This window comes from Undibacterium sp. TJN19 (assembly GCF_049339485.1).
In the GTDB taxonomy this organism is placed as follows: domain Bacteria; phylum Pseudomonadota; class Gammaproteobacteria; order Burkholderiales; family Burkholderiaceae_D; genus Undibacterium.
Genome location: NZ_JBMPPL010000003.1, coordinates 153304 through 179456, shown reverse-complemented (window position 1 = coordinate 179456; position 26153 = coordinate 153304). Strand labels below are relative to the sequence as shown.

The window sequence follows — 26153 nt, the reverse complement described above, 5'->3', positions numbered from 1 at the left end:
GCCTAGTCTTGCCCTGTTTTAGTATTTTTTTTATCCGGGTTGCCATAGGCATGGGCTGCCCTGCCCCAAAAATAACTTAACTTGCCCAACTGGGAGGCTGCAATTCTCAACCAGTAAAAAGAACGCAGTGATCTGACAGGCAAACAAACGAGGGCGAATACCAGAGCCAATACAAACTGCAAGCAAGCCCTGCCGCTTAACATCAGGGCAGACATCCACTTCTTTGTACCAGCCAGCATCGCCAATTCTGTCCGTATAAACAGTTGCCCGGTACGGTAAGATCTTTGCAGCAGCCATTTTGCCGTTGCCCGGTCCGCCGGAATGGCTTCATAAGCTGGTGCCTCATCACACCAGACCATAACGGCGCCCAGTTTGGCAAGCTGTCTGAACAACATGGTGTCTTCGCCACCGGTGGTGCCAAAAGCAGGATCAAATGGCCCTGCCTGGTCTTTTTGCGCCTGGGTCAGTGCATTCAGAAGGGAGTGTCTTATCATGACATTGCCACTGCGCGCATCACGGTGATCGATCAAGGTGCCTGTCGCTAAACGCCGCCGGTCAAAAAAGCCGCCCCGTCGTATCCATTCCGGCGTCTGCTCTGAATATTCAGGTAATACAGGTGCAAAAATCACATCCGCATGATGTGCATTTTGTACCTGCACTAATTGCGCCAGCCATTCCAGCACGGGCACTTCATCATCATCAATCATGACGACCCAGATGCCGGTGGCTGCGGCGATCGCGGCGTTACGGGCCAGAGAAATATTGGGATAGGCAAGATTGTAAGACTTGAGCCTGGTACCAAATACACTTGCCATGTCTTTCAGGACATCAGAGGCTGAACTTTCAACATCATTGTCAACCACTACCACTTCTATACTGTGGCCAGACAAGGTCTGATCAAGTATCGCCTGCAACAAGCGCTTCAACAACAGCGGTCGCTTATAGGTACAAATACATATACTCAGGTCAACCATGAAAACTTATTTGTTCCGTCGGAAAATACGCGAAAACCATCGCGACAGCCAGAAAGATGAGCCTGATGCTGCATCGTCGTATTGGTTGTAAATCGTGCCCAATACACTGACACCAGCAGCCTGCATGTCAGCTTTGGTATGACGCAACTCATCAATATAGCTATGGTCTTTTCTGGCCACCAGCAAGACGCTGCCAGTCTGATGCGCGACCATCTGCGCATCAGAAGCATTGGCTGCGGTGTAGGTATCAATGACAAAGGCATCGAACTGATCCGAGCATGATTCCAGCAATTCGCGTATGCGGGGGGCGCGTAGAATTTCCAGCGGGTTGGGTGGCCTTGGACCGGCAGGCAACAAATAAAGATTGGGCATTAATTGTATCAAGGCATCCGCCAATGCGATGCGACCAGCCAGCACAGATGACAGACCATCAGGCTTACCGAGGGAAAAATACTCGTGCAGGCTGCCTTTGCGCAAGTCAGCGTCGATGAGCAAGGTACGCTTGCCTACCTGAGACAGCGCAATCGCCAGACTGGCTGACATATAGCTTTTCCCATCCTGATGGGCGGAACTGACCAGCGCAAGTTTGATCTTTTCCTGTGCGCTGAACTTGAGCAATAACTCGCTACGCAAACGGCGAATTTCTTCAGCCTCTTTACTGAATGGGAAGTAAAAGAATTTTAAGGATTTATCGGCACTACCGTTGATCAGCTCTTTACCGGAAAAGCCAAATTGCTCGCCCAGGGCCTGATCCAGTTGCGGCTGCGTCAGATAGCCCAGGGCCAATGCCGCATCACCAAATCGCAGTTTTTTGTCTTTCTGCAATTGTGCGACCTGATCAATTTGCTCAGGCGTAAGCAAACCTCTTTGCAGAAACAGCTCCCCCAGCCGCCCTATTTTGGAAGCATCTGGTACAAAAGTCTCAGCTTCGCTCATGCAAACCTCGCTCGGCGCGGAAGCTGGTTTGCTCATCGCCTAAAAATTTTTCATCAAATCCAATTTTTGCTATCACCGGCTCATCAAATTCCCGTTCAAGATCTTCTATGCAACGTACGCGACGGTTCAGCAATTCAAGCAAGAAAGCCAGACCAAATCCAAACGCTATGCCTGCGATCAAGCCAAATACCAGGTTATTACGCAGCAGTGGTTTAGCATGTTTTTCCGGCAATTCTGCCCATTGCATCACTGATGCATTGGAGATGGAGACATTACTTGTCATCAGCAATTCATCAAATTTCTGGATCGCGGCATTGTAGATTTTTTGTACGCTGTCAAGTTGGCGCTGATAAGAACTGATGACATCCCTGTGTTTCTTGTTTTCGAAAGTCTTTTTCTGATAATTCGCGATTTCTGCCTCAATGACTTTTTCAGTCTGGAACAGGCGAGTTTCAACCGCACTCAGCGATTCAAACGCCGTTGCTGATTCTTTCTGCAATTTATCCAGCAAAGACTGGCGCTCATCCTGGATGGCAATGTACTTAGGATGACGCACCCCAAGCGTGATCTTGGCATTGGCCAGCTGCGTGTCAAGGGAAATAAGCGCAGCTTTGACACCCGAGATATGACCAATACCAGCAATTTCAGGGATATCAGATTCAGGGCTACCCTGCCTCACCAGTTTTTCCAGGGATTGCCGCTTGGCCTGTGCTTCTACCCTTTGAAGCTGTACATCTACCAGACGTACGCTAAGGGCATTCATTTGTTTCGATTCGATATCAGCTCTTTCATCGACATCAACGATTTGATATTCCTGCTGATAAGCAGTCAGCTTTTTCTGCAACTCATCGATTTGCCTGCTCATGGATTCCAGTTGGGCATTGTATTGATCCCGCCTGGCTCTGGCTGGCGCATTCATCATTTCCAGAGACAAATCAATGTAGGCCTTTACGACAGCATTGACAACGTCTTTGGCATGTTTGGGATCACTTGATGAATACTGGATTTCGATGACGCGACTATTTTTATGGGGTGCCACATCGATATTTCTGACGACAACCTCAGCCAGGGCCCGCAAACCGCGCTGTTCACCATACTTGACGATAAACTTCTTTCCTTCCGGCGTTGCCTGCAAGCCCAGTGCCTGTATCACCCTTTCGGCAACCTGTACGCTCTTGATGACATCAAACTGTGTTTGCAGGTAACTCTCATCCTGCAGGGGATTGAATTGCCGTCCGCCGATAGGATCATTCATACGGTAATCAATGAACAGGTCTGCGCTAGCCACATAGGTTTTAGGAAGCACCAGACTGGCCACGCCAGCACCGATAACCGCTAATACAACGACAAAGACAATCAGATTTTGGCGTGCGCGCAACATTGCGCCTATCTGCGCGAAGGAAAGTACCAACTCACTCGGGGATGTTCTCATGGTGCTTAGAAGATCCGTTCGTTGATAAATACGACATCGCCAGGCAAAACACTTTCGGTGATGCCAACCGATACTTCACGTAAATTGCCACTACTGTCTTTGCGGTGAATACTGATACGACGTACAGAACCGCGTTCAGTAATACCACCACCGATGGACAAGACCCGCATGACGTTCAAATCTTCTTCCATCGGATACATGCCAGGCCGACGGACTTCGCCGTAGACATAAAAATTCTTCAACTGAGGAACAAATATCACATCATTAGGCAAGATCTTTTGCGCCAGACCAGCAGACATTCTGGCGGCATCCAGCTCAAGCTTGATAGTGGCGTATTCTTGCAACTCAGCGGCGGGGTTGCCCGGCTCACGGCGCAGGATATGCAAGTTTTTCTCGGCTCTTTGTGATATGCCGCCAGCAAGGCTTAATGCTTCAAGAATACTGATTTGCCCCTGTAATGGGTAGCGTCCCGGCCGCAATACCTCACCCAGTACGGAAAAAGTTCTGCTAAGCTGCTGCAAGACCTTCACAGAGACTTTAGGATTTTTTATATATTGGCCCTGCTCCAGTTTTCGCGAAAAGATGGCGGCAATCTCAGTAGCTGTCTTACCCTTGACTTCAACAGTACCAACCAGCGGCAAAGTAATGACGCCACTTTCGCCTACTGTCACGTCAGCGGTCAGGTCAGGCTGCCCAAACACCGTGATCAGCAATTGGTCACCCTCGCCGATCACATCACTGGCAGCCTCAACGGGCGAAGCAGGCACATCGGTCACAGGGGCAGGTACAACAGCCTTATCAATCTGAAGTTGAGACTGGGGCACTTTTGACAGGCGACTCTCCAGTTTCAGGCCAGCAGGCGATTCAGACAAATTTTCTTGCGCCCGAGCCTGACTGACAAATGCAGCAGCCAACATCAAAGACAGCGCCACAAGAGCTGGAGTTTTATTTAAATCGTAGAAAAAAGACCACATTGGCATCTTACGCTCAGGCAATTCATGCAAAGAGCTTCATTTTATATTGCAATAGTAAGAATAGATGCAAATTTTTGTCAGGACAACAAAACTACGCGCCACTCCCGCGCGAATCAGTATCATCGTTATCTTTTAATTACAAAAATTAACCTTTATTGAATTGTGAGCAACTCAAAGCTAAGTTAACATCCAGATAAAAGCAAGAAAGATAAATTATGCCCAGTTCTACCCCGCTATCAGAAAATGCCACAAAGGTGGTGCCATTGGTGATCATTGCACCAGTGCGCGATGAGGCTGATTTAATCAAACTCACCCTTGACTCCATGGTGGCACAAACGGTTAAGCCCCTTGAATGGATCATCGTTGACGACGGATCTCAGGATGGTACCGCTGATATTGTGCGCGCCTACGCTGAAAAACATGATTTTATCAGGCTGGTCCAGCGACCTGACCGTGGCTTTCGCAAGGTTGGTGGCGGCGTCGTAGCCGCATTTAAATTTGGTATCACCCAGATCCTGCATCAGGAATATGAATATATAGCCAAATTAGACGGTGATATGTCTTTCGGCTCACGCTATCTCGAATTGATGTACGAAAAATTCGCGCAAAACCCCAAATTGGCGGCTGTATCCGGCAAGGTTTTTCGTGAAGAAGAAGGCAGGCATGTCGAAGAAATCATTATTGACGAGCATGTTGCCGGCCAGTTCAAGTTGTATCGCCGTGTTGCTTTTGAAGAAATTGGCGGTTTTGTCGAGGAAGTTTTATGGGATGGCATAGATGTCCATACCGCCCGGATGAAAGGCTGGACAACACTCAGCTTTTATCATCCCGATGCGGTTTTGATGCATCACCGCCTGATGGGCTCTTCTGACAAGAATGTCTACCGTGGACGTTTGCGCTGGGGGCGTGGCATCTGGTTTATGGGCTATCACCCTTTATATGCACTGGCCTCAGGAATTTTCCGCATGCGGGAAAAACCGTTCATTATTGGCGGCTTGCTGATTATTGCCGGTTACCTTGGTGCGGTACTCAAGCGTGCCCCCAGGTATGACAATCCTGAATTTCGTCAGCATCTGCATCGCTGGCAATTAGGCCAGATCAAAAACCTTTTGCTTGGGCGCAAAAATTAAAAGCAATTCCCCCCTGATTTTCATTGATTTAACTAGCTGAGCATCGAAAAAACCAAGTTTATATGTTTAAAGCCTCATCATTTTCAAACGCATCCCAGCCCGCGCAATTATTGGCGGTAATGACCGGCATTGCGTTTGGCGCCACTATTTATCTGACCTTGTTCGGCATTATCATTTATTCTGATCATGCAGATCCTGAGGTATTTGGCGTACGCATGCTGATCGCCAGCCTGACCAGTGTCATTGTATTTTCCAGCCATCAATTGCTGAGTACGATGCAGGAAAAACCCATACTGGCAGCTTTTCCCAATATTACCGGGCGCTGGTTTATCGTCTTCATGGTCGTGCTGCTAAGCGCCTATGTCGACAAGACCTCCGAACAATTGTCGCGCGCGGTAATGCTGATATGGCTGATCATTACCCCCTTCACTTTAACCTGCACTGCGGTGGTCATACGCAGTCTGGCGGTATTGTATTACTCCAACCCGGCAAGAAGACGCAAGGCTGTGCTGATCTGGTCCAATTCTGCCTGTGCTGATCTGGTGGAGTCTTTACGCAAAACGCCGCTGGCGGCAATCGATATTGTGGGCTTTTTTGATAACCGCAATGAATCGCGCCCGCCTGCCAATCTGGTACGGCTGGGAGATTTAAGTGAAGCCGCACGCTGGATTGTCGACGAGGACACAGGTCACGTGAACGTGGATGTCGTTTTCATCGGCTTAAATACCAGGGAGCCGGAAGAATTGGCCGATATTATTGCCATCCTGGAGGACAGCACTGCATCCACCTATTTCATCCCTGAATCGCTGATTTTTGGCATGCCCGGGATTCAGTTGCGCGAACTGGCTGGACGTCCGGTCCTGGCTTCGACAGAGACGCCCTTCATCGGTATCGCGGCTCTGCCAAAACGCCTGCTTGATTTGCTTGGCTCAATGTCTGGTCTGATTTTGCTTTCACCAGTGCTGCTTCTGATTGCCATAGGTGTAAAACTCGGCTCACCCGGCCCGGTATTTTTCAAACAAAAAAGATATGGCATTGCAGGGCGCCCTATCAATGTCTACAAATTCAGAAGCATGCGCCCTAGCGACCCGAATGAGCGTGTGGTGCAGGCTACCGCACGCGACCCACGGGTAACGCCATTCGGCCGCTTCCTGCGTCGCTCTTCACTCGACGAGTTGCCGCAATTATTCAATGTCTTGAAAGGTGAAATGAGTCTGGTTGGGCCACGCCCACATGCAGTGGAACATAATGAGCTCTACCGGAAACTGGTCAGTGGGTATATGTTCCGCCACAAAATCAAACCGGGAATTACCGGTTGGGCCCAGGTCAATGGGCTGCGCGGTGAAACCGAGACGCTGGAAAAAATGGAACAACGGGTCGATTATGACTTGTACTACATTCAGCATTGGTCAGTCTGGCTGGATATAGTAATTATCTGGCGCACGCTGAAAGTGGTGTTGGGCGATAAAAACGCCTACTGAAGTATTGCTGAGGGCAGATACCTGACGACACAGGCCTATTTTGCCTTCAGCGTAGCGCGCAGTTTGCGTAACTGCTCGCCAAAGGCAGATTGCCGCAAGCCCTGTTTGCCCTGATAAAGCTTGGCCTGCATTTGCGCCAGAATTGCCGGTGAACTGATGACGCCTTCACACAGCTGATTGGCACCAGTAGCAAAACGCAATTTATACGCCTGGTCGCCCCGCCCTAGATCGATCGATGTGATGCCCAACCCTTCTGCATTTCTGGCGCATTGCGCCAATAAAATCAGGCCAGGTGAGTACTCGGCATAATCGGTACAGTACCAGGGAAACCAGTAGTGTAAAACCTGGCGGGAACGCATGCCAAAATGTGCGGCGATCAAAGTATCGCCAGCATGCAGTGTCGATAAAATACCGGCAAATTCTGCACCTTGCGTGGTACGAATTTCTTCCAGCATGGCGCAAACCCATTCCAGCCTGAAGATGTCATGGCCAGCACCAACGGTACGCGCAAACTGTTCACTTTTTCCTGCCAGCAGCGCCTGATAATCGGCCTGACTGCTACTTTGCATTTCAAACCGTAATTCGCCAAATTTTTTAGCTAGTTTCCGCTCGTTTGTCGCCACTTTTTTAAGCAATGACGCATCCCGTTTTTCTGTCAAACGCATCGCATAGGCATCAAAGCCGCCTGTCATATCGAGTATATGGGACTGGCTGTGCAACCATGCGTATCGCTTGAAATCAGAGAATTCAGCGGGCATATGATTAAAGCCCAGATAACGGCATTGCATTGACTTCAAGGCTTCCTCCATGCGCCATTCAACTGAGGGCAAACGGACAGGCCCCTGATAATCAGATAAAAAGCCACCTATCGCTTCGCTACGGAATTTGCTCAGCGCATGAAATGGCCAGATACCCGTTAATCGATTCTGGTCTTCGCATATCAGCAATCTGGCGTCGTCCCTGGCATGGCTGGCAATCATGGTAAACACAGGTTGGTAATAGGGGCTGCAGTAGACAGTATTTGTTTGCAACATGCCCTTCCATTGCACCAGCAAGCTCGCGTCCAGTTCTTTGACATGAATCAAACTGAACTTCATTTCACCAAGCCTTCCTTCAAAAAATAATCATGTAAATTTTCATCCAGGCCGGCTTGTATACTTTGATCAACCAGTGCTGACAAACCACTGTTTCTGGTAGCATCAAATACAAACAGGCGATAGATATCGGCAAGTTGCACCACCAGTGGATTGGCCAGCATGACCCAGGGCTCTGTGCCGGCTTCGTTTTTCCGCAGCCAGAAACGGCTTCTGGAAGTATTGGTAGCAACGTTGACTCTGGCAACCCACCCTGCCTCAGACATACGCTCCAGCAAGCCCTCTATTTCATCAATACCCAGACTGGTTTGCATGCGAATGGCATTGATGCTGACCGCTGCTCCACTGTCAGCTGCACGGGCCTGCACCAGCACCTGCAAAATACAAACCGCATCTTCAAATGAACTACCCGGTGTTGGCACATGCCACCAGCGCTCGAATTTGATGACAGGCAAAGCCGCTGCAATTACCGCACCAATCAAAATGATCAACCAGGAGACATAAATCCACACCAAAAACAGCGGGACCGCAGCCAGGGCGCCATAGACAATCGTGTAAGTAGGAAACTGAATAACAAAGCTGGCAAAAATCCGTTTCGCTATCTCAAATGCCACGGCAGCAAACAAACCGCCCCATGCAGCATCACGCCACTCAACGGAACGGTTGGGCACAATCAGGTACAGCAGCGTAAAAGCGCCGGTGGTGAACAGGATCGAAGTCGTTGTGTAAAACACGCCCCCCAGGAATGGCACGGTACCAACGACCCCACTGGTAGCGGTAAATACATAGGATGTACTGGTAAGTGACACACCGACCAGCAACGGCCCCAGAGTAACGATTGCCCAATACACCAGCAAACGCTGCATGAATGGGCGGGATCTTTTCACTTGCCAGATCTGATTGAAGGAACGGTCTATGGTCGCCATCGTCGTCAGTGTTGTCATCATCAGGGCAACACCGCTGATGGCCGAAACACGGGTGGCTTTGGTGGCAAACTGTGTCAGATACCCTAAAATCGTATTGGAAATGCTTTTAGGCATCAGACTTTGAATAAAATACGCTTCCAATGAAGCCCGGAAGGTATTAAACAGCGGGAATGCCGTAAAAATGGCAAAAGCCACTGTCAAAATGGGAACCAGTGCCAATACGGTAGTGAAGGTTAAACTACCAGCAACTTGCGGCAAGCGCCCTTCCTCCAGGCGCTGGAGGGCAAATTTGAAGAGATTGAGTATTTGTTTCCACGACATACCACGCATAATTTTTGCTGCTTAAAATGAAGTTTGCCGCCATTTTACTAAGAGGCAGAGAATAAAGGCTCATATAATACAAGCATGACTACACCACAACTCACGATTTTAGTTTTATTTTACTCACGCCATGGCAGTACCCGGAAAATGGCCGAACTTATTGCTCAAGGAATAGAAAGCGTACCTGGCTGTAACGCCAGACTGCGCACCGTACCTGCAGTATCCACGGTAATTGAAGTTGGTGCAGCAGATGTTCCCACGGATGGGCCACCTTATGTTGAATTATCCGACCTGAAGGAATGTGCAGGTCTGGCCCTGGGTTCACCGACCCGTTTTGGCAATATGGCAGCCGCCATGAAGTACTTCCTGGACGGCACCGCAGCAGACTGGTTGTCAGGTACTTTAAGCGGCAAGCCAGGCTGCGTGTTCACTTCGACAGGCAGTCTGCATGGCGGACAGGAGTCAACCTTGCTCAGCATGATGTTGCCTCTGATGCATCATGGCATGCTGTTACTTGGCCTGCCGTATAGCAACCCGGAACTGATGACAACATCCACTGGCGGCAGCCCGTATGGCGCAACACACTGGTCGGGCAAGGAAGGCGCACTGCCGCTTTCCGAAGACAGCCGCAAGCTGGCCATCGCATTGGGCAAGCGCCTGGCAGAAACCAGCAGCAAATTGCAGGCCCAGGCATGAATACCGACAGAAACAGCGCGTATTATCTCACTGCCTCGCTGAGCCTGATTGCCTTAATCCTTGTCTGCGTGCTTTGGGAAGCCGTGCTGGCACCTTTACGCCCTGGCGGCTCATGGATGGTCATCAAGGCGTTGCCTTTACTGATTCCCTTGCGTGGCGTTGTAAAGCGCGATAACTATACGATGCAATGGTCATCCATGCTGATATGGCTGTATTTCACTGAAGGCGTGGTAAGAGCTGCCAGTGACCGCATCTTCCTTTCATCCGTGCTGGCCGGGTTGGAAGTCGCCTTATCACTGATTTTTTTCTTTAGCGTGATCCTGTATTTACGTCCATTGAAAAAAGCGGCGAAAGCCTTGGCAAAATCAAAAGCTGAGCAGTCATGAATGGAAAGCCCTCGATAAAATGAGCGCCGTATTTCTTGCATCAAGCGTACAAATTACAGGACCGGGCTTTGTACTGACTGACGAAACCGCTCAACAGCCTTATCTGCTGGACTGGCGCAAACGGTATCTGGGCAAGGCGCTGGCAGTATTACTGCCTGGATCAAGAGAGGAGGTCGCCGCATTGGTCAGGCTATGTGCCGAGCACGGCATTGCCTGCGTGCCACAAGGTGGCAATACCGGTCTGGTCATGGGCAGTGTGCCGGATCAGAGCGGCACCGCAGTGGTCATTTCTCTCAAACGTTTAAACCGCATCCTCGCTGTCGATATTGAAAACAATACCATCACGGTAGAAGCTGGCTGCCTGCTGGCTGATATACAGGCCGCAGCAGAACAGCATCAGCGCTTATTTCCCCTGTCCCTGGCCTCAGAAGGCAGTTGCACCATAGGCGGCAATCTGTCCACTAACGCCGGTGGTACGGCTGTTCTGCGCTATGGCAACACCAGAGAGTTATGCCTGGGCCTGGAAGTCGTCACTGCCAGCGGTAACATCTGGAATGGTTTGCGTGGCTTGCGCAAGGATAATACCGGGTATGACCTGCGTGACCTGTATATTGGCGCAGAGGGTACGCTTGGCATCATCACAGCAGCAGTATTAAAACTTTTTCCTGAACCAAAGGCAAAGATCACTGCGTTTGCCGCACTGGAAACCGCAGAGGCAGCGTTGAGTCTGCTCAGCCTGGCGCAAGCCAGCCTCGGGCCAACACTGACCGGCTTTGAACTGATTTCGGCGTTCAGCCTGCAACTGGTTTTAAAACATTTTCCAAAACTGAAAAATCCATTTGAAAGAAATTTCCCTTACTATGCCCTACTTGAAATTTCTGATCATGAAACAGAAAGCCATGCGATAGACCTGATGGAAAAAATGCTGGAAACAGCAATGCAAAATGCAAGCATACTAAATGCAGTTTGCGCCACCTCGATCAGTCAGTCAAAATCCCTATGGCACTTACGTGAAAATATTTCGGCAGCACAAGCTGCTGAAGGCATGAATATCAAGCATGATATTTCTTTACCTGTTTCGCAGATACCACATTTTATTGCGCTCACCGATACGCAGTTAGAAACTGCATTCCCGGGCTGCCAACTGGTATGTTTTGGTCATATGGGAGATGGTAACCTGCATTACAACGTCTCTGCCCCTTCAACGTCGGGCGATGTGGAATTTATCAAGAACCAGGAAGCCATCAATCGCATCGTGCATGATAGTGTCAATAGCCTGGGCGGTTCGATATCTGCCGAGCATGGCCTGGGCATGTTGAAGCGGGAAGAAATCAAGTTGTATAAATCCAGCCTGGAATTAAGCTTGATGCAGGCCATAAAGATGGCACTGGATCCACAGAATCTGATGAATCCGGGAAAATTGATCTGAGTCTGACGCCGGCATTCAAAAATAATGATGAAGTTACCAGCGTCCAAACTACAGTGAAATGACTACCTGATTCGTAAAGGTTTTCCACCACCACTGGCCTGATGACGCACAGGTTGGGCTTTTTCTACATGCATCGCCTTCGGCAATTGAAACACACTGACTGCATGGGTCAATGACATCGCCTGCTCTTCCATACTCTCAGCCGCTGCCGCTGCCTGCTCAACCAGGGCTGCATTTTGTTGCGTCATTTCATCCATCTGCGTAATCGCCAGATTGACTTGTTCAATACCTGAACTTTGTTCCTGGCTGGCCGCAGTGATTTCACTCATGATGTCGGCAACATGCTGAACACTGGTGACTATTTCATCCATGGTCTTGCCTGCTTCATCCACGAGCTTGCTACCCTGATCAACCTTGTCTACCGAATCACTGATCAGGGATTTGATTTCTTTGGCCGCACTGGCGCTACGTTGAGCCAGGTTGCGCACTTCTGCTGCCACAACGGCAAACCCTCTGCCCTGCTCCCCTGCCCTGGCCGCTTCTACCGCCGCATTCAATGCCAGAATATTGGTCTGGAAAGCAATGCCATCAATCACGCCGATGATGTCGACAATCTTGCGTGAGCTTTCCTTGATGGAGCCCATGGTACTGACCACTTGCCCAACCACAGCGCCACCTTTGACCGCAACACTGGAGGCGGAGACCACCAGTTGATTGGCTTGCCGTGCATTGTCCGCATTTTGCCTGACGGTGCTGGTCAGTTCTTCCATCGAACTGGCTGTCTCTTCCAGTGAGCTGGCTTGTGATTCGGTGCGGCTCGACAGATCGGCGTTGCCTGAGGCAATTTCTTGCGAAGCGACGGTAATGGTTTCTGTGCCTTCTTTGATTTTGAAGATGGTGTTCAACAGGTTTTCCTGCATTTTTTCCAGCGAATGCAGCAAATCACCTATTTCATCTGTGCCACTGGCATCAATGGTTTTTGTCAGATCACCATTGGCAATTTGATCAGCAATAATGGCTGATAATTTGATTGGCCCGGCAATGGTGCGGGCAATCAGCCATGCAGCAATAGAACCGATGATTATCGTCAAAATACCAATCACCAGCATGCCTGTTCTCGCCCCCTTGTAATTAGCCAAGGACTCATCATAAGACGCTTTCATTGCCTTGTGCTGCTGCTGGGCTAACTCACTCAATGCGAGCATCCATTTTTCATTAGGGGTATTGAATTCAGTTTGCAATACCGAAGCAGCATCAAAATAATTTCCTTCCGCCACCAGTGCCTTGATCTTGTTGGCAATTAACAGCACCTGACGCTTTTGCTCTATCGAATTTTGCAGCGTGGTTTTGCCTTCTGCATCATCAATCAATTTTTTGGCCGATGCTTCAGAGGTGTCATAACTCTCCAGAATCTTTACCAGTCTTTTTGTCTCGCGATCAGCTTCGGCAAGATCACTTGGCGCTGTCATTTTTCTCAACACCAGTGCCAGCGCACGCCCCTGCTCACGCATATCGGTTGCAGCGTCCAGGCTGGCTACTTTGGTATTGAAAATATAGTCGGTTGAACCTTGCAACTGACTCATGCGAAACAGGCCCAGCACCAGCAAACCAGATGCAAACAAAATGACCAGGCCAAAACCCAGCGCCAGACGTCCGCTAATCTTCAAACGTGAAAGTTGATTCATAAATTTCCTTGTGTAGCCCAAAAAAAGGAACAGATGATGAAACTGGTGACGACATGACAAGGATATAAAACTTTGTCCAGATTAAGCCAGGATTTCATCCAGTCTGATTCGTGTTATATCTTTGCAAGGGCAAAATATTGTAGAAAACAAAATATTCTCAAAGAGCCATGATGAAGCAATTTGATCGTGTCTGAATAAACAAGAATTATTGTGAAACTCTATACAGACAACCGGGGAGCTTTATCAAAGTATAGCGTGAAACAAAGCATGCGCAAATGAAGCCGCTTTAAGCACAGGTATTATTGACTTCAGATACAACAGATAATGATTGCGTAGATTGTTTTTGCGAACGCGCAAATTGAAATTACATGATGCAAAATCAAAAAGCCCAGACATGGTCTGGGCTTTTTGATTTTTAATTATGGCCTGCCCAGCAGGAATCGAACCTGCGACCCCGAGCTTAGAAGGCTCGTGCTCTATCCAACTGAGCTATGGACAGTCTGTTGAAATGGCCCGTCAAACCTGAGTTTGGCAGCCCAAAAACTGAAGGCTGAATAGTACATGGTATCGCTGTCAGATTCAAGAATGAATCTGCCGCAAACCCTTATTTTCATTCAATATAATTTGAAATGCAGTCTGCCAGGCGGCGTGCAGTACTGGCTGCCAGATCACCATCTTCAGCCTCAACCATAACACGCACAAGCGGCTCGGTGCCAGAAGCGCGAATAAGTACGCGTCCGGTATTGGCCAGTTCGGCTTCAACCTTTTGCTTTTCAAGTAGCAGTTTTTCGTTCTTTTGCCAGTCAAACCCCGCAGGCACTTTGATATTCAATAATACCTGGGGAAACAAACTGAGTTTGTCGAAACATTGGTCCAGACTCTTGCCATTACGCCTTAGTGCAGACAGCACTTGCAGGGCCGACACGATACCATCTCCAGTAGTGTGTTTATCCAGGCATAAAAGGTGGCCTGAGCCTTCGCCACCCAGCAGCCAGCCACGCTCATGCATTTGTTCAAGCACATAGCGATCACCTACTTTTGCACGTGCAAAACCAATCCCCAGCTTTTGGAAAGCCACTTCAACTGCCAGATTGGTCATCAAGGTGCCGACAACGCCCGGCACATGGCCGATCGCCAGCCTGTCGAGGACCATCAGATAAAGTAATTGGTCACCGTTATAGATTTTGCCGTGCTTATCGACCATCAATAACCTGTCGGCATCGCCATCCAGCGCAATACCCAGATCAGCATGGTTGGCGCGCACGGCCAATGACAAGGCATCAGGCGATGTGGCCCCAACGCCATCATTGATATTAAGACCGTTTGGTTGATTGCCAATGGCAATCACTTCTGCGCCAAGCTCATGAAACACGTGCGGTGCAATATCGTAGGCTGCACCGTGGGCACAATCAACCACGATCTTTAAACCACGCAGATCCAGTTCTGCGGGAAACGTACTTTTACAAAACTCGATATAACGACCATTGGCATCATTAAGACGGCGTGCCTTGCCGAGCCGATCAGAACTCACGCATTGCATGGGGCGTTCCAATTCAGCTTCAATAGCCAGTTCTACCTCATCGGGGAGCTTATTGCCGTTTGCCGAAAAAAATTTGATGCCATTGTCATCATAGGGATTATGTGAGGCGGAAATCACCACGCCAGCAGACAAACGCAAAGCGCGGGTCAGGTAGGCAACTGCCGGAGTGGGTGCCGGACCTGACAGCATGACATCAACACCAGCCGCGGCAAAACCCGCTTCCAGAGAAGCTTCAAGCAAATACCCAGAGATACGCGTATCTTTGCCTATCAAGACTGTTGGTTTCGTATCGCCACTCGCATCTGCCTGCGCCAATACCTTACCGGCAGCAAAACCCAAACGCATGACAAAATCGGGCGTAATCGGAGCCACACCAACTTTACCGCGGATACCATCCGTACCAAAATATTTTCTAGTCATTATATTCCTGCTATATTTTTATTCTATGCCTGGCCAGACAGACAAGGCTTAATGGGATAGTGCTTCCCAGACTTTGTATGCATCCACTGTTTCTGCGACATCGTGGACACGTACGATGGCTGCACCACGCTGCTGTGCGGCAAGGGCGGCTGCCAGACTTGCAGCCAGGCGTTCAGGGGCAGTACGCCCGGTCAGCTCGCCCAACATGGATTTACGTGAAACACCTACCAGCACTGGTAAATTCAGTTGATTCTGAAAATACTGAATATTTTCAAACATCTCAATATTATGCGCCAAAGTTTTACCGAAACCAAAACCGGGATCAAGACAAATACGTTCGCGCTCCACTTGCGCACTGTCTAGCGCCATAAGCCGGTCTTTCAGAAAATCCAACACTTCATGGGTGACATTGCCATAAACAGGTTTGACTTGCATCGTGTCTGGCGTGTTTTGCATATGCATGACGCATAAGCCTGCATCACTCTCAGCCACTGCGGTAAGGGCTTCGGCGCTACGAAAACCCTGGATATCGTTAATCATATCAACGCCTGCCAGCAAGGCTTCGCGCATCACTTCCGGCTTATAAGTATCAATTGACAAAGGCTTGCCACAGTCACGCAAGGCGTAAATCACTGGCATGACACGGCTAAGCTCTTCATCCAAAGACAGGGGTATGGAACCGGGCCGGCTGGACTCTCCGCCGATATCAATGATATCCACACCGTCGGCTATCATTTGTTCGGCGCGAGCGATCGCACTTTCCAGGTTCAGGTATTTGCCGCCATCAGAAAAAGAATCGGGAGTGATATTCAAAATACCCATCACCAGCGTTCTGGAGCGTTTTTCGTTTATGGGGAAGCGGAAACGTCCGCATTGAAAATATTTCATTTTTAAAAAAACTAAGGGTGAGGAATTACCCCACCCTTAGTCAGAAAAATCAAAGTTTATATTGAGGTGATTCAGGCTGGCGCGGCCGCATTAGGTGACACACCGCCAGAAGAATTATCGGAAGATGAACGACCGGTAGACTGCCCCTGTTTAGGTGGACGTGGATCAATACCATTCATAATATCATTGACCTGATCTGCATCAATGGTTTCCCAATCAAGCAGCGCCTTAGTCATAGCTTCTACCTTGTCACGATTTTCTTCCAGCAATTTGCGAGCCAAAGCATATTGCGTATCGAGAATCTTGCGAATTTCGGCATCCACTTTTTGCTGCGTCACTTCAGAAATAGTTTTGGAAGCTCCACCAAAATAACCTTCGTTCTGACTATCTTCGTACACCATCACGCCCATGCTGTCAGACATACCCCAACGAGTAACCATGGCTCGCGCAAGTTTAGTAGCATGAGAAAAGTCACTTTCGGCACCTGATGACATTTGACCAACGAAGATTTCTTCAGCGATCCTGCCACCAAACATCATGGAAATCTTCTCCAGCATTTTATCTTTGTACAAGCTGACTGCATCATGCTCTGGCAAAGACAAGGTGACGCCCAAAGCAGAACCACGCGGCATGATCGTCACTTTATGAACAGGGTCAGAGGTAGGTAGCAATTTTGCAACAACAGCATGACCAGACTCATGATAAGCAGTAGCTTTGCGTTCCTCTTGGCGCATGACCATGGAACGGCGCTCAGGGCCCATGTAGATTTTGTCTTTCGCATCTTCAAAATCTATCATTTCTACCAAACGCTTATTACGTCTCGCTGCAAACAAAGCTGACTCATTGACCAGATTAGCGAGATCAGCGCCAGAGAAACCTGGTGTACCTCGTGCCAAAATGTCAGCTTTCACGTCAGCAGAGATAGGCACCTTGCGCATGTGAACATTAAGAATCTGCTCACGACCACGAACATCCGGCAAACTGACAGACACCTGACGATCAAAACGACCTGGACGCAGCAAGGCTTTATCAAGGACATCTGCACGGTTGGTTGCTGCAACCACGATTACACCGGAATTTGCCTCAAAACCGTCCATCTCAACCAGCATCTGGTTCAAAGTTTGTTCACGCTCGTCATTACCACCGCCCATACCGGCACCGCGATGACGACCGACTGCATCAATTTCATCAATGAAGATAATGCAAGGAGCATGTTTTTTGGCGTTTTCAAACATATCGCGAACGCGGGATGCACCCACACCGACGAACATTTCTACGAAATCAGAACCGGAAATGGTAAAGAACGGCACTTTTGCTTCACCGGCGATCGCACGGGCAATCAAGGTCTTACCAGTACCTGGGGGGCCAACCATCAACACGCCGCGTGGAATACGTCCACCCAGTTTTTGGAATTTGGTCGGATCACGCAAGAAATCAACGATTTCACTGACTTCTTCTTTGGCCTCATCACAACCGGCTACATCGGCAAACGTGACATTATTATTCGTATCATCGAGCATTCTGGCCTTGGACTTACCGAAGGAGAATGCGCCACCTTTACCTCCACCCTGCATCTGACGCATGAAAAATACCCAGACGCCGATCAATAGCAGCATCGGGAACCATGAGATAAATACCTGCGACAGGAAAGACTGCTCTTCAGGTGGTTTATTGTCAAATTTGATACCATTATTCACCAGGTCGCCAACCAGTCCACGGTCAAAAATCGTTAATTGTGACTTGATTTTTTTACCGTCATTGGTCGTCGCAACGACTGTACGATTGGCATCATCGATAGTTGCTTCTTTGATATGCTTGGATTTGACTTCATCCAAGAATTCAGAATATGGTATCGACGCAACACCAGAACCAATGCTTTTTCCGCCAAACTCCTTGAAGAGCGTAAAGAGCACCAGAGCAACCACTACCCAAATGGCAGCTTTTGAAAACATATTATTCACGAGAACTCCTTGAACGCAGGTGCGCCATTTGATACTGTAAACTGACATTCTACCCGCAATGGGTAGAGCTTGCTAGCCAGCATATGTTGTCTATATTGAGGATTATCAAGAGGTAAATTGATTATTCTGCGTTCCTTAAGCCCCTGCCGAGCAAAAATATCTCGGAAGACTTGTCTTTACTGGCTTTCGGCTTCTTGTTCAACACAGTTTTGAATTCATCCTTGAACAGCGTCACGATGTTATTGTAGCTGGGGCCATGGAAGCATTTTACCAACAAAGCACCACCTGGCTTCAGATGGGCCTTTGAAAAAGCGACCGCCAGTTCAATGATGTATTCGACCCTGGCGGCATCAACGGTTGAGTTACCAGACAGATTTGGGGCCATATCTGACAATACCAAGTCAACTTTACGCCCTATCAGTCTGGCCTCCAACTGATCAAGCACTTCATCTTCACGAAAATCACCCTGGATGAATTGCACATCGGCGATAGGATCCATAGGCAAGAGATCAAGGGCAAATATCTCGCCATTGATGCCGCCACCATCCTTGCCAGCCAGCTTGTTTCTGACATATTGCGACCAGCTACCCGGTGTGGCACCAAGATCAACAATAATTTGCCCCGGACGTATCAATTTCTCTGATTCATCAATTTCTTTGAGCTTGTAAACGGCGCGCGCACGATAGCCTTCCTTTTGCGCAAGTTTCACATAAGGGTCATTAATATGGTCGTGAACCCAATTTTGATTGAATTTATTCTTTGCCATTCGCGTAAAATACTACTTTTAAAGGAATTACTATGTTGAAACTTACGCCCGCCGAAAGAAGCGAACTCCGTTCAGAAGCACACGCACTAAAACCTATAGTCTTGATAGGCGAAGCTGGATTATCTCCTGCTGTTATCAAAGAAATTGATTCTGGCCTTAATACCCATGGCTTGATTAAGGTACGTGTATTTGGAGATGACCGTGAAGCGCGCATCGCCATGTACGATACAATTTGCGCTGAGCTAAATGCTGCCCCGGTACAACACATCGGAAAACTTTTGGTTATTTACCGTCCAAAACTGGAAGGCACGAAAGAAACCAAACTGGTTAAAAAAGGTAAAGGCATGCGTGAAGTGACTATTGTCAAGCCTAGCCCAAGTGGCACTAAAAAGCCAACAGTATCAAAAGTCATGGTCAAAGGTAATGAACGTGTTACCCAGGGCGGCAATGTGAAGCGCGCAAAACCACGTCAGGCCAGTGCAAAAAAATCATCGCTTGGCAATTGATTAGCCAAAACTGCTGATACCTGAAAGGGTTTCAACCCGGCCAACACCAGGCCGGGTAATTCAAAACTCTACAAATGATGCGAAAAAAATATTGAAATACAATGCATGTTTGCAGCAATATTAAACATACATCACATCAAGAATTTCATATTCACGCACACCTGCCGGCGCTTGCACACCAACGACATCACCTGCGTATTTACCTATCAGCGCACGGGCAATCGGTGAAGTAATAGAAACTTTACTCAATTTCAAGTCAGCCTCATCTTCACCAACGATTTGATAGTTCACTTTTTGCGATGTTTCCAGATCTTCAAGGTGCACGGTAGAACCAAATACCACACGCCCTTCTGCATCCAGGGTACTTGGATCGATAATCTGGGCAGAACCCAACTTACCTTCCAGCTCCGCAATACGGCCTTCGATAAACGCCTGACGCTCTTTGGCGGCATCATATTCCGCATTCTCAGACAAGTCGCCTTGCGCACGTGCCTCAGCAATCGCGTTGATGACTTCAGGACGCTCTTTTGTCTTCAAAAGATGCAATTCTTTTTTAAGCAATTCTGCGCCGAACTTGGTGACAGGTACTGTACTCATATCATTCACACTCATAAAAGTAAAAATACAGAGGCCACGTCAAACACCAGCATTGCCGATGCCTTTGTGACCTCTGTATCGAAGTTCAAGCTTCCCCGGGCTTGTAATCAGTACTCAGGGACACTGTTATTTCTATCAGTTTAAGGTTTTATGCAGACCTTGTAAATCATAAACATGCAATTCATTCAGATGACGCATGCCTTCGACAGCAGCCTCAGCACCTGCAATAGTCGTGAACGTTGTTGCACGGGCAATCAATGCAGAAGTACGAATAGCGCGTGAATCAGTGATGGCGTTACGCTTTTCTTCTACTGTATTGATGACCATGGCGATATCATTGTTCTTGATCATATCTACAACGTGTGGCCTGCCTTCGACGACCTTGTTCACGATAGAAACCGGAATGCCTTCAGCCGCAATCGCCGTTGCCGTACCACGCGTAGCAACGATGGAGAAACCCATCTCCACCAGATCACGTGCCACTTTGACGCCACGTGGCTTGTCACTGTTCTTGATACTCAGGAATACCTTGCCGGACGTTGGCAATTTCACGCCAGCACCCAATTGAGATTTCACGAAAGCTTCACCAAAGGTTTTACCCACACCCATGACTTCACCAGTCGATTTCATCTCAGGGCCGAGGATGGTATCAACACCAGGGAACTTCACGAACGGGAACACAGCTTCCTTGACGCTGAAGTAAGGTGGCACAACCTCTGCGCCTATACCTTGTGAATCAAGAGACTGACCAACCATGCAACGGGCAGCAATCTTCGCCAGTTGCAAGCCAGTGGCCTTGGACACATAAGGTACAGTGCGTGAAGCGCGAGGATTCACTTCCAGCACAAATACGACGTCTTTGCCCTCTTGTTGCTGAATCGCAAACTGCACGTTCATCAGGCCAACGACATTCAAACCTTTTGCCATCAACGCAGTCTGACGTTTGAGTTCAGCAATGGTTTCTTGTGACAGAGAATATGGCGGCAAAGAACATGCCGAGTCACCAGAGTGAACACCAGCCTGTTCGATATGCTCCATGACGCCACCGATGAAGGTACGCTCGCCATCAGACAGGCAATCGACGTCAACTTCAATCGCATCATTGAGAAAGCGGTCCAGCAAGACTGGCGAATCATGCGACACCTTGACGGCTTCACGCATGTAACGCTCAAGATCACGCTGCTCATGCACGATTTCCATCGCACGACCACCAAGTACATAAGATGGGCGCACCACCAGCGGATAGCCAATCTCCTGCGCCAATGCCAGCGCATCAGTTTCAGTACGTGCAGTGCGGTTAGGTGGCTGACGCAAGCCCAGGTCTTGCAGCATTTTCTGGAAACGTTCGCGATCTTCCGCCGCATCAATCATGTCTGGTGAAGTACCGACGATAGGCACGCCATTGGCTTCCAGATCCAATGCCAATTTCAAAGGTGTCTGACCACCGTATTGCACGATCACGCCAACTGGTTTTTCTTTGTCAACGATTTCCAGCACATCTTCCAGCGTCAGCGGTTCAAAATACAGACGGTCGGAGGTATCGTAGTCGGTAGAAACGGTTTCAGGGTTGCAGTTGACCATGATGGTTTCATAACCATCTTCGCGCATTGCGAATGCCGCGTGCACGCAGCAATAATCAAACTCAATACCCTGGCCGATACGGTTAGGGCCACCGCCCAATACCATGATTTTTTTCTTGTCGGTCGGGTTCGATTCGCACTCTTCTTCGTACGTCGAATACATATACGCTGTATTCGTGGCAAATTCACCGGCGCAAGTATCCACGCGCTTGTAGACAGGGCGCACGTTCAAGGCTTTACGTTTTTCACGAATTGCCGTGTCCGTCGTTTTCAGCAATTTTGCCAGACGACGGTCAGAGAAACCTTTTTGCTTCAGTTGCAGCATGAGGGCTTTATCGACGCTATCGAGTGACTGTTCATCCAGCCACAATTCGATATCCACGATGTCCTTAATCTGCACCAGGAACCATGGATCAATATGCGTCAGCTGATGTACTTCTTCGAGCGTAAAGCCTTGGGCAAAAGCATCGCCCACATACCAGATACGGTCAGGGCCAGGCTCACCGAGTTCTTTTTCCAGGGTCTCGCGGTCCTGGGTTTTTTCATTCATGCCATCAACGCCAACTTCCAGGCCACGCAGGGCTTTCTGGAAAGATTCCTGAAAGGTACGGCCTATCGCCATCACTTCACCAACAGATTTCATCTGCGTCGTCAGGCGGTTATCTGCCTGCGGGAATTTTTCAAATGCGAAACGCGGGATCTTGGTGACGACGTAATCGATAGAAGGCTCGAAAGAAGCAGGTGTAGCACCACCCGTAATTTCATTACGCAATTCATCTAGCGTGAAACCAACTGCCAGCTTGGCAGCGATTTTCGCGATAGGGAAACCAGTCGCTTTTGATGCCAAAGCAGATGAACGTGATACACGCGGATTCATCTCAATAACGATCATGCGGCCATCAGCAGGGTTGATGGAAAACTGTACGTTGGAGCCACCAGTATCGACACCAATTTCACGCAGCACTGCCAAAGAGGCATTACGCATGATCTGGTATTCTTTATCCGTCAGAGTCTGCGCTGGTGCAACCGTGATGGAGTCACCGGTATGCACGCCCATAGGGTCCAGGTTTTCGATGGAGCAGACGATGATGCAGTTGTCGGCCTTATCGCGCACGACTTCCATCTCATATTCTTTCCAGCCTATCAGCGATTCTTCGATCAACAATTCATTGGTAGGCGATGCTTCCAGACCGCGCTTGCAAATCGTTTCGAATTCTTCCGGGTTGTAGGCAATACCACCGCCTGTACCACCCATGGTGAACGATGGACGGATGATGACCGGGAAACCAACATCCTTTTGCACAAGCCAGGCTTCATCCATATTATGGGCAACGCCGGAACGTGCAGAACCCAGACCAATCTTGGTCATGGCGTTCTTGAATTTCAAGCGGTCTTCTGCCTTGTCGATAGCTTCAGGAGAAGCGCCGATCAGTTCGCAGTTGTATTTGGTCAGTACACCATGACGGTGCAGGTCAAGTGCGCAATTCAGTGCAGTCTGGCCACCCATGGTCGGCAAAATCGCATCCGGTTTTTCTTTATCGATGATGCGCTCAACAACTTGCCAGGTGATAGGCTCGATATAAGTCACATCAGCCATTTCCGGGTCAGTCATGATGGTCGCCGGATTGCTGTTGACCAGAATCACGCGGTAACCCTCTTCACGCAAGGCCTTGCAAGCCTGTGCGCCAGAATAATCGAATTCGCAAGCCTGGCCAATGATGATGGGGCCAGCGCCGATAATCAAAATACTTTTTATGTCATTACGTTTTGGCATTCTCTTATTCTCCTGTCTTTGCCTTGGCCATCATCGCGGTGAAGCGGTCAAACAGGTAGCCAATATCATGCGGACCTGGTGAGGCTTCAGGGTGACCCTGGAAGCAGAAAGCTGGTTTATCAGTACGCGCAAAACCTTGTAGCGAGCCATCAAACAAAGACACGTGGGTAACGCGACAGTTGGCTGGCAAGGTTGCCGCATCGACTGCGAAACCGTGATTTTGGGAAGTGATCAATACTTGCTTGGTATCCAGATCCTGCACAGGATGATTGGCACCGTGGTGACCAAATTTCATCTTGAGAGTTTTGGCACCGGATGCCAGCGCCATGATTTGATGGCCGAGGCAGATGCCAAAGGTAGGAACACCCTTCTCTATCAATTCCTTCGCGGCAGCAATCGCGTAATCGCAAGGTTCAGGGTCGCCAGGACCGTTCGACAAAAATACGCCATCCGGGTTCAGCGCCAGCACATCGGCAGCGCTGGATTGCGCAGGCAATACCGTGACCTTACAACCGCGCTCTGCCAGCATGCGCAGGATATTGCGCTTGACGCCAAAGTCAAAAGCGACGACATGGAATTTTGGGTTTTGCAATTGACCATAACCCTGGCCCAATACCCATTCAGCCTCAGTCCAGTTGTAAGCCTGTTTGACAGACACGACCTTGGCCAGATCCATGCCAGACAGGCCAGGGAAAGACTTGGCCAGTGCGATGGCTTTTTCAGCATCAGCACCTACCAGGATAGCACCGCCCTGCGCGCCTTTTTCACGCAAAATACGTGTCAGCTTGCGGGTATCAATACCAGCAATAGCAACGATGTTTTGGGATTTGAGGTAATCAGAGAGGGTTTGTTCAGAGCGGAAATTCGATACCAGCAAAGGCAGGTCTTTAATGATCAAACCGGCTGCATGGATTTTGTCAGACTCTACGTCTTCGGCATTGACGCCGGTATTACCAATATGCGGATATGTCAGGGTAACGATTTGGGAACTATAACTGGGATCAGTCAAAATTTCCTGATAACCGGTCATGGAGGTATTAAAAACGACTTCACCTATGGTCTGACCGGCAGCGCCAATCGAATATCCAGTGAAAATGCTTCCATCGGCGAGGGCAAGTGTAGCGATGTCCTGGCCGGAACGAAGAAGGGACTGCGGAATGGGCAGCAAGGGCAACTCCTGTATTGTTACCGCCGCTGCGACGCACCAAGCTGTCGTTTCCCTGACCGCGCAAGGATTGCCGCGTGGTCTGGAAAGATGATGGAGCGATGTAAATTTGGGTAGGCGCTACGGCGAGATTTCGGATTAGTTAAACCCTCGAAGTATAGCGCGAAACGGCGTATCAGGCAAATGACAAATGCCTGATACGCCGCAAAATCATGGACTTAGCATAAACCCGCCCGGCTTTGGCTCAGCAAAATGCAGGCGGGCAAATTCAAATTACAAACCCAGTGCTGCGATACCAGCCTTGGCAATTTGCGCATCTTCTGAAGATTTAACACCAGAAACACCCACTGCGCCTACACATTGACCGTCAACAATAATGGGCACGCCACCTTCAAGCATGCCTTCTATATAAGGCGCACTCAGAAAGGAATAACGGCCATTATTGATAATATCTTCATAGATTTTGGATTCGCGCTTACCCATTGCCGCAGTTGTTGCCTTGGCCGGTGCGATATGTGCAGAGATCGGTGCCACGCCATCAAGACGTTGCAGCCACATCAAATGGCCGCCATCATCAACGATAGCGATCACGACAGGCCAGTTATTTGCCCTTGCTTCTGCTTCAGCAGCAGCAGCGATTTTTTTAACATCATCCAATGTCAACACAGGTTTTGTTTGCATAATTGCCTCTCCAGTAAAGTGAGCGGATTGTACGCCAAGCAAATAGGCTTAGGTATACAAACAGTTTTAACCAATATCAAGATAACAAATCACGCAGAAAACCACGCTGTGACCAATTACATTTAGCAATAATTGCAAACCAGAAATTTTCGCGAATGGTTTACATTTTTAAAAAGTTCGCTTAAAGTTGAGCGGTTTTTTCAACCAGGTGCAAAGATGCTAATAAACGTTTCCAGACTATCAAGGAAAGCCAAGTTAGTGCTTATCTCGACATTGCTGCTTACAGCAGCGGCCAACCAAGCCTGGAGTGCAGACAATCCCTTTCCAGAATCATCCACCGCCTATTCAAAACTTCAGGAAATCAAGCAACGCGCCTCCGATCTGACCGTAAAAGCCATGGATTTGATGGGCATACGCTATAAGCGTGGCGGTAACAGCCCCGAAAACGGCCTTGATTGCAGCGGTTTTGTACGCTATGTATTTAAAGATGTGGTTGGTACCAATCTGCCCCGCACTTCAGCAGAAATCAGCAAGGTTGGCGAGCACATAGAACAAAAAGATTTACAGCCAGGCGACCTGGTGTTCTACAACACACTCAAGCGCGGCTTCTCGCATGTAGGCATTTATCTGGGTGACAATAAATTCATCCACTCCCCTTCAGCAGGTGGTCAGGTTCGGGTTGAAAGTATGGACATCGCGTACTGGAAAAAACGTTTCAGTGGCGCACGACGCATCAATGATGATGAAGTAAAATAATTTACTTGATATAAATTATACAATCCATATAAACGGTTTAGCTTATCCAAAAAAT

22 protein-coding genes and 1 tRNA gene are annotated in these 26153 nt (G+C 48.8%); 7 read left to right on the top strand and 16 right to left on the bottom strand.

Annotated elements, in window-relative coordinates; genetic code table 11:
• Positions 1–2: 2 nt before the first annotated feature.
• From ACO0LH_RS12210 to ACO0LH_RS12195, 4 genes are read right to left on the bottom strand one after another with little or no spacing between them, the layout of a single operon-like run.
• The gene (locus tag ACO0LH_RS12210) at positions 3–974 is read right to left on the bottom strand and encodes a glycosyltransferase (RefSeq protein WP_422941360.1); all 972 of its coding nucleotides are present in this window, start codon (positions 972–974) and stop codon (positions 3–5) included.
• 6 nt (positions 975–980) lie between these two features.
• On the bottom strand, positions 981–1910 hold the full coding sequence (locus ACO0LH_RS12205) for a polysaccharide biosynthesis tyrosine autokinase (RefSeq protein ID WP_422941359.1): 930 nt from the start codon (positions 1908–1910) through the stop codon (positions 981–983).
• Complete coding sequence (locus ACO0LH_RS12200; protein ID WP_422941358.1) at positions 1897–3342, bottom strand: Wzz/FepE/Etk N-terminal domain-containing protein; 1446 nt, start codon at positions 3340–3342, stop codon at positions 1897–1899. The genes ACO0LH_RS12205 and ACO0LH_RS12200 overlap by 14 nt, the downstream gene beginning before the upstream one ends.
• Positions 3343–3347: 5 nt before the next feature.
• On the bottom strand, positions 3348–4259 hold the full coding sequence (locus tag ACO0LH_RS12195) for a polysaccharide biosynthesis/export family protein (protein ID WP_422941356.1): 912 nt from the start codon (positions 4257–4259) through the stop codon (positions 3348–3350).
• Between the two features lie 272 nt (positions 4260–4531).
• Here ACO0LH_RS12195 and ACO0LH_RS12190 point away from each other — a divergent pair, with 272 nt between their 5' ends.
• Together ACO0LH_RS12190 and ACO0LH_RS12185 are read left to right on the top strand one after the other, a co-directional pair.
• Positions 4532–5446, top strand: coding sequence for a glycosyltransferase (locus ACO0LH_RS12190; RefSeq protein WP_422941355.1), 915 nt, complete (start codon positions 4532–4534; stop codon positions 5444–5446).
• Positions 5447–5508: 62 nt separating this feature from the next.
• Positions 5509–6927, top strand: a complete 1419-nt coding sequence (locus ACO0LH_RS12185) for an undecaprenyl-phosphate glucose phosphotransferase (protein WP_422941354.1) — start codon at positions 5509–5511, stop codon at positions 6925–6927.
• 35 nt (positions 6928–6962) lie between these two features.
• On the opposite strand, the gene ACO0LH_RS12180 is transcribed toward ACO0LH_RS12185, so the two are convergent.
• The gene (locus ACO0LH_RS12180) at positions 6963–8024 is read right to left on the bottom strand and encodes a GNAT family N-acetyltransferase (RefSeq protein ID WP_422941353.1); all 1062 of its coding nucleotides are present in this window, start codon (positions 8022–8024) and stop codon (positions 6963–6965) included.
• Positions 8021–9268 carry a YihY family inner membrane protein gene (locus ACO0LH_RS12175; RefSeq protein ID WP_422941352.1) on the bottom strand — a complete coding sequence of 416 codons (1248 nt, stop codon included), beginning with the start codon at positions 9266–9268 and terminating at the stop codon, positions 8021–8023. Before ACO0LH_RS12175 ends, ACO0LH_RS12180 begins: the two co-directional genes overlap by 4 nt.
• 84 nt (positions 9269–9352) lie before the next feature.
• Here ACO0LH_RS12175 and wrbA point away from each other — a divergent pair, with 84 nt between their 5' ends.
• From wrbA to ACO0LH_RS12160, 3 genes are read left to right on the top strand one after another with little or no spacing between them, the layout of a single operon-like run.
• Positions 9353–9964, top strand: coding sequence for an NAD(P)H:quinone oxidoreductase (gene wrbA, locus ACO0LH_RS12170; RefSeq protein WP_422941351.1), 612 nt, complete (start codon positions 9353–9355; stop codon positions 9962–9964).
• Positions 9961–10350, top strand: coding sequence for a DUF2069 domain-containing protein (locus tag ACO0LH_RS12165; RefSeq protein WP_422941350.1), 390 nt, complete (start codon positions 9961–9963; stop codon positions 10348–10350). The genes wrbA and ACO0LH_RS12165 overlap by 4 nt, the downstream gene beginning before the upstream one ends.
• 19 nt (positions 10351–10369) lie before the next feature.
• The gene (locus ACO0LH_RS12160) at positions 10370–11779 is read left to right on the top strand and encodes an FAD-binding oxidoreductase (RefSeq protein WP_422941349.1); all 1410 of its coding nucleotides are present in this window, start codon (positions 10370–10372) and stop codon (positions 11777–11779) included.
• Between the two features lie 62 nt (positions 11780–11841).
• Here ACO0LH_RS12160 and ACO0LH_RS12155 read toward each other — a convergent pair whose 3' ends face one another.
• The 6 genes from ACO0LH_RS12155 to ACO0LH_RS12130 form a co-directional block, all read right to left on the bottom strand.
• The gene (locus ACO0LH_RS12155; RefSeq protein WP_422941348.1) at positions 11842–13464 is read right to left on the bottom strand and encodes a methyl-accepting chemotaxis protein; all 1623 of its coding nucleotides are present in this window, start codon (positions 13462–13464) and stop codon (positions 11842–11844) included.
• 422 nt (positions 13465–13886) lie between these two features.
• Positions 13887–13963 (bottom strand) — tRNA-Arg (locus ACO0LH_RS12150).
• 111 nt (positions 13964–14074) lie between these two features.
• A complete protein-coding gene (glmM, locus tag ACO0LH_RS12145; RefSeq protein WP_422941347.1) occupies positions 14075–15424 on the bottom strand; it encodes a phosphoglucosamine mutase in 1350 nt (449 codons plus the stop codon).
• A 48-nt stretch (positions 15425–15472) separates the two neighbouring features.
• A complete protein-coding gene (gene folP / locus ACO0LH_RS12140) occupies positions 15473–16312 on the bottom strand; it encodes a dihydropteroate synthase (protein WP_422941346.1) in 840 nt (279 codons plus the stop codon).
• A gap of 71 nt (positions 16313–16383) precedes the next feature.
• Positions 16384–18273 carry an ATP-dependent zinc metalloprotease FtsH gene (ftsH, locus tag ACO0LH_RS12135; RefSeq protein WP_422941345.1) on the bottom strand — a complete coding sequence of 630 codons (1890 nt, stop codon included), beginning with the start codon at positions 18271–18273 and terminating at the stop codon, positions 16384–16386.
• Between the two features lie 121 nt (positions 18274–18394).
• Positions 18395–19039, bottom strand: coding sequence for an RlmE family RNA methyltransferase (locus tag ACO0LH_RS12130; RefSeq protein WP_422941344.1), 645 nt, complete (start codon positions 19037–19039; stop codon positions 18395–18397).
• 32 nt (positions 19040–19071) lie between these two features.
• Here ACO0LH_RS12130 and ACO0LH_RS12125 point away from each other — a divergent pair, with 32 nt between their 5' ends.
• The gene (locus ACO0LH_RS12125) at positions 19072–19545 is read left to right on the top strand and encodes a YhbY family RNA-binding protein (protein ID WP_422941343.1); all 474 of its coding nucleotides are present in this window, start codon (positions 19072–19074) and stop codon (positions 19543–19545) included.
• Between the two features lie 120 nt (positions 19546–19665).
• Here the strand turns inward: ACO0LH_RS12125 and greA are convergent, their stop codons facing one another.
• The 4 genes from greA to ACO0LH_RS12105 form a co-directional block, all read right to left on the bottom strand.
• Positions 19666–20142 (bottom strand): transcription elongation factor GreA, encoded by a 477-nt coding sequence (gene greA, locus ACO0LH_RS12120; RefSeq protein ID WP_422941342.1) that lies wholly within the window; start codon positions 20140–20142, stop codon positions 19666–19668.
• Positions 20143–20277: 135 nt separating this feature from the next.
• Positions 20278–23496, bottom strand: coding sequence for a carbamoyl-phosphate synthase large subunit (carB, locus tag ACO0LH_RS12115; protein ID WP_422941341.1), 3219 nt, complete (start codon positions 23494–23496; stop codon positions 20278–20280).
• A gap of 4 nt (positions 23497–23500) precedes the next feature.
• A complete protein-coding gene (gene carA, locus ACO0LH_RS12110; protein WP_422941601.1) occupies positions 23501–24655 on the bottom strand; it encodes a glutamine-hydrolyzing carbamoyl-phosphate synthase small subunit in 1155 nt (384 codons plus the stop codon).
• Between the two features lie 279 nt (positions 24656–24934).
• Positions 24935–25342 carry a GlcG/HbpS family heme-binding protein gene (locus ACO0LH_RS12105; protein ID WP_422941340.1) on the bottom strand — a complete coding sequence of 136 codons (408 nt, stop codon included), beginning with the start codon at positions 25340–25342 and terminating at the stop codon, positions 24935–24937.
• 258 nt (positions 25343–25600) lie between these two features.
• On the opposite strand from ACO0LH_RS12105, the gene ACO0LH_RS12100 reads away from it, so the two are divergent.
• Positions 25601–26098, top strand: a complete 498-nt coding sequence (locus ACO0LH_RS12100) for a C40 family peptidase (RefSeq protein ID WP_422941339.1) — start codon at positions 25601–25603, stop codon at positions 26096–26098.
• The last annotated feature ends 55 nt before the right edge of the window (positions 26099–26153 follow it).

Bases quoted from the DNA above. Each gene is read 5' to 3' on its own strand.
- ACO0LH_RS12200 (WP_422941358.1), bottom strand. From the start codon at position 3,342: ATGAGAACATCCCCGAGTGAGTTGGTACTTTCCTTCGCGCAGATAGGC.
- ACO0LH_RS12165 (WP_422941350.1), top strand. From the start codon at position 9,961: ATGAATACCGACAGAAACAGCGCGTATTATCTCACTGCCTCGCTGAGC.
- ACO0LH_RS12160 (WP_422941349.1), top strand. From the start codon at position 10,370: ATGAGCGCCGTATTTCTTGCATCAAGCGTACAAATTACAGGACCGGGC.
- ACO0LH_RS12190 (WP_422941355.1), top strand. From the start codon at position 4,532: ATGCCCAGTTCTACCCCGCTATCAGAAAATGCCACAAAGGTGGTGCCA.
- folP (WP_422941346.1), bottom strand. From the start codon at position 16,312: ATGAAATATTTTCAATGCGGACGTTTCCGCTTCCCCATAAACGAAAAA.
- ACO0LH_RS12185 (WP_422941354.1), top strand. From the start codon at position 5,509: ATGTTTAAAGCCTCATCATTTTCAAACGCATCCCAGCCCGCGCAATTA.
- carB (WP_422941341.1), bottom strand. From the start codon at position 23,496: ATGCCAAAACGTAATGACATAAAAAGTATTTTGATTATCGGCGCTGGC.
- glmM (WP_422941347.1), bottom strand. From the start codon at position 15,424: ATGACTAGAAAATATTTTGGTACGGATGGTATCCGCGGTAAAGTTGGT.
- ACO0LH_RS12205 (WP_422941359.1), bottom strand. From the start codon at position 1,910: ATGAGCGAAGCTGAGACTTTTGTACCAGATGCTTCCAAAATAGGGCGG.
- ACO0LH_RS12105 (WP_422941340.1), bottom strand. From the start codon at position 25,342: ATGCAAACAAAACCTGTGTTGACATTGGATGATGTTAAAAAAATCGCT.
- ACO0LH_RS12175 (WP_422941352.1), bottom strand. From the start codon at position 9,268: ATGTCGTGGAAACAAATACTCAATCTCTTCAAATTTGCCCTCCAGCGC.
- ACO0LH_RS12195 (WP_422941356.1), bottom strand. From the start codon at position 4,259: ATGTTGGCTGCTGCATTTGTCAGTCAGGCTCGGGCGCAAGAAAATTTG.
- ACO0LH_RS12130 (WP_422941344.1), bottom strand. From the start codon at position 19,039: ATGGCAAAGAATAAATTCAATCAAAATTGGGTTCACGACCATATTAAT.
- ACO0LH_RS12210 (WP_422941360.1), bottom strand. From the start codon at position 974: ATGGTTGACCTGAGTATATGTATTTGTACCTATAAGCGACCGCTGTTG.
- ACO0LH_RS12180 (WP_422941353.1), bottom strand. From the start codon at position 8,024: ATGAAGTTCAGTTTGATTCATGTCAAAGAACTGGACGCGAGCTTGCTG.
- greA (WP_422941342.1), bottom strand. From the start codon at position 20,142: ATGAGTACAGTACCTGTCACCAAGTTCGGCGCAGAATTGCTTAAAAAA.
- ACO0LH_RS12155 (WP_422941348.1), bottom strand. From the start codon at position 13,464: ATGAATCAACTTTCACGTTTGAAGATTAGCGGACGTCTGGCGCTGGGT.
- wrbA (WP_422941351.1), top strand. From the start codon at position 9,353: ATGACTACACCACAACTCACGATTTTAGTTTTATTTTACTCACGCCAT.
- ACO0LH_RS12125 (WP_422941343.1), top strand. From the start codon at position 19,072: ATGTTGAAACTTACGCCCGCCGAAAGAAGCGAACTCCGTTCAGAAGCA.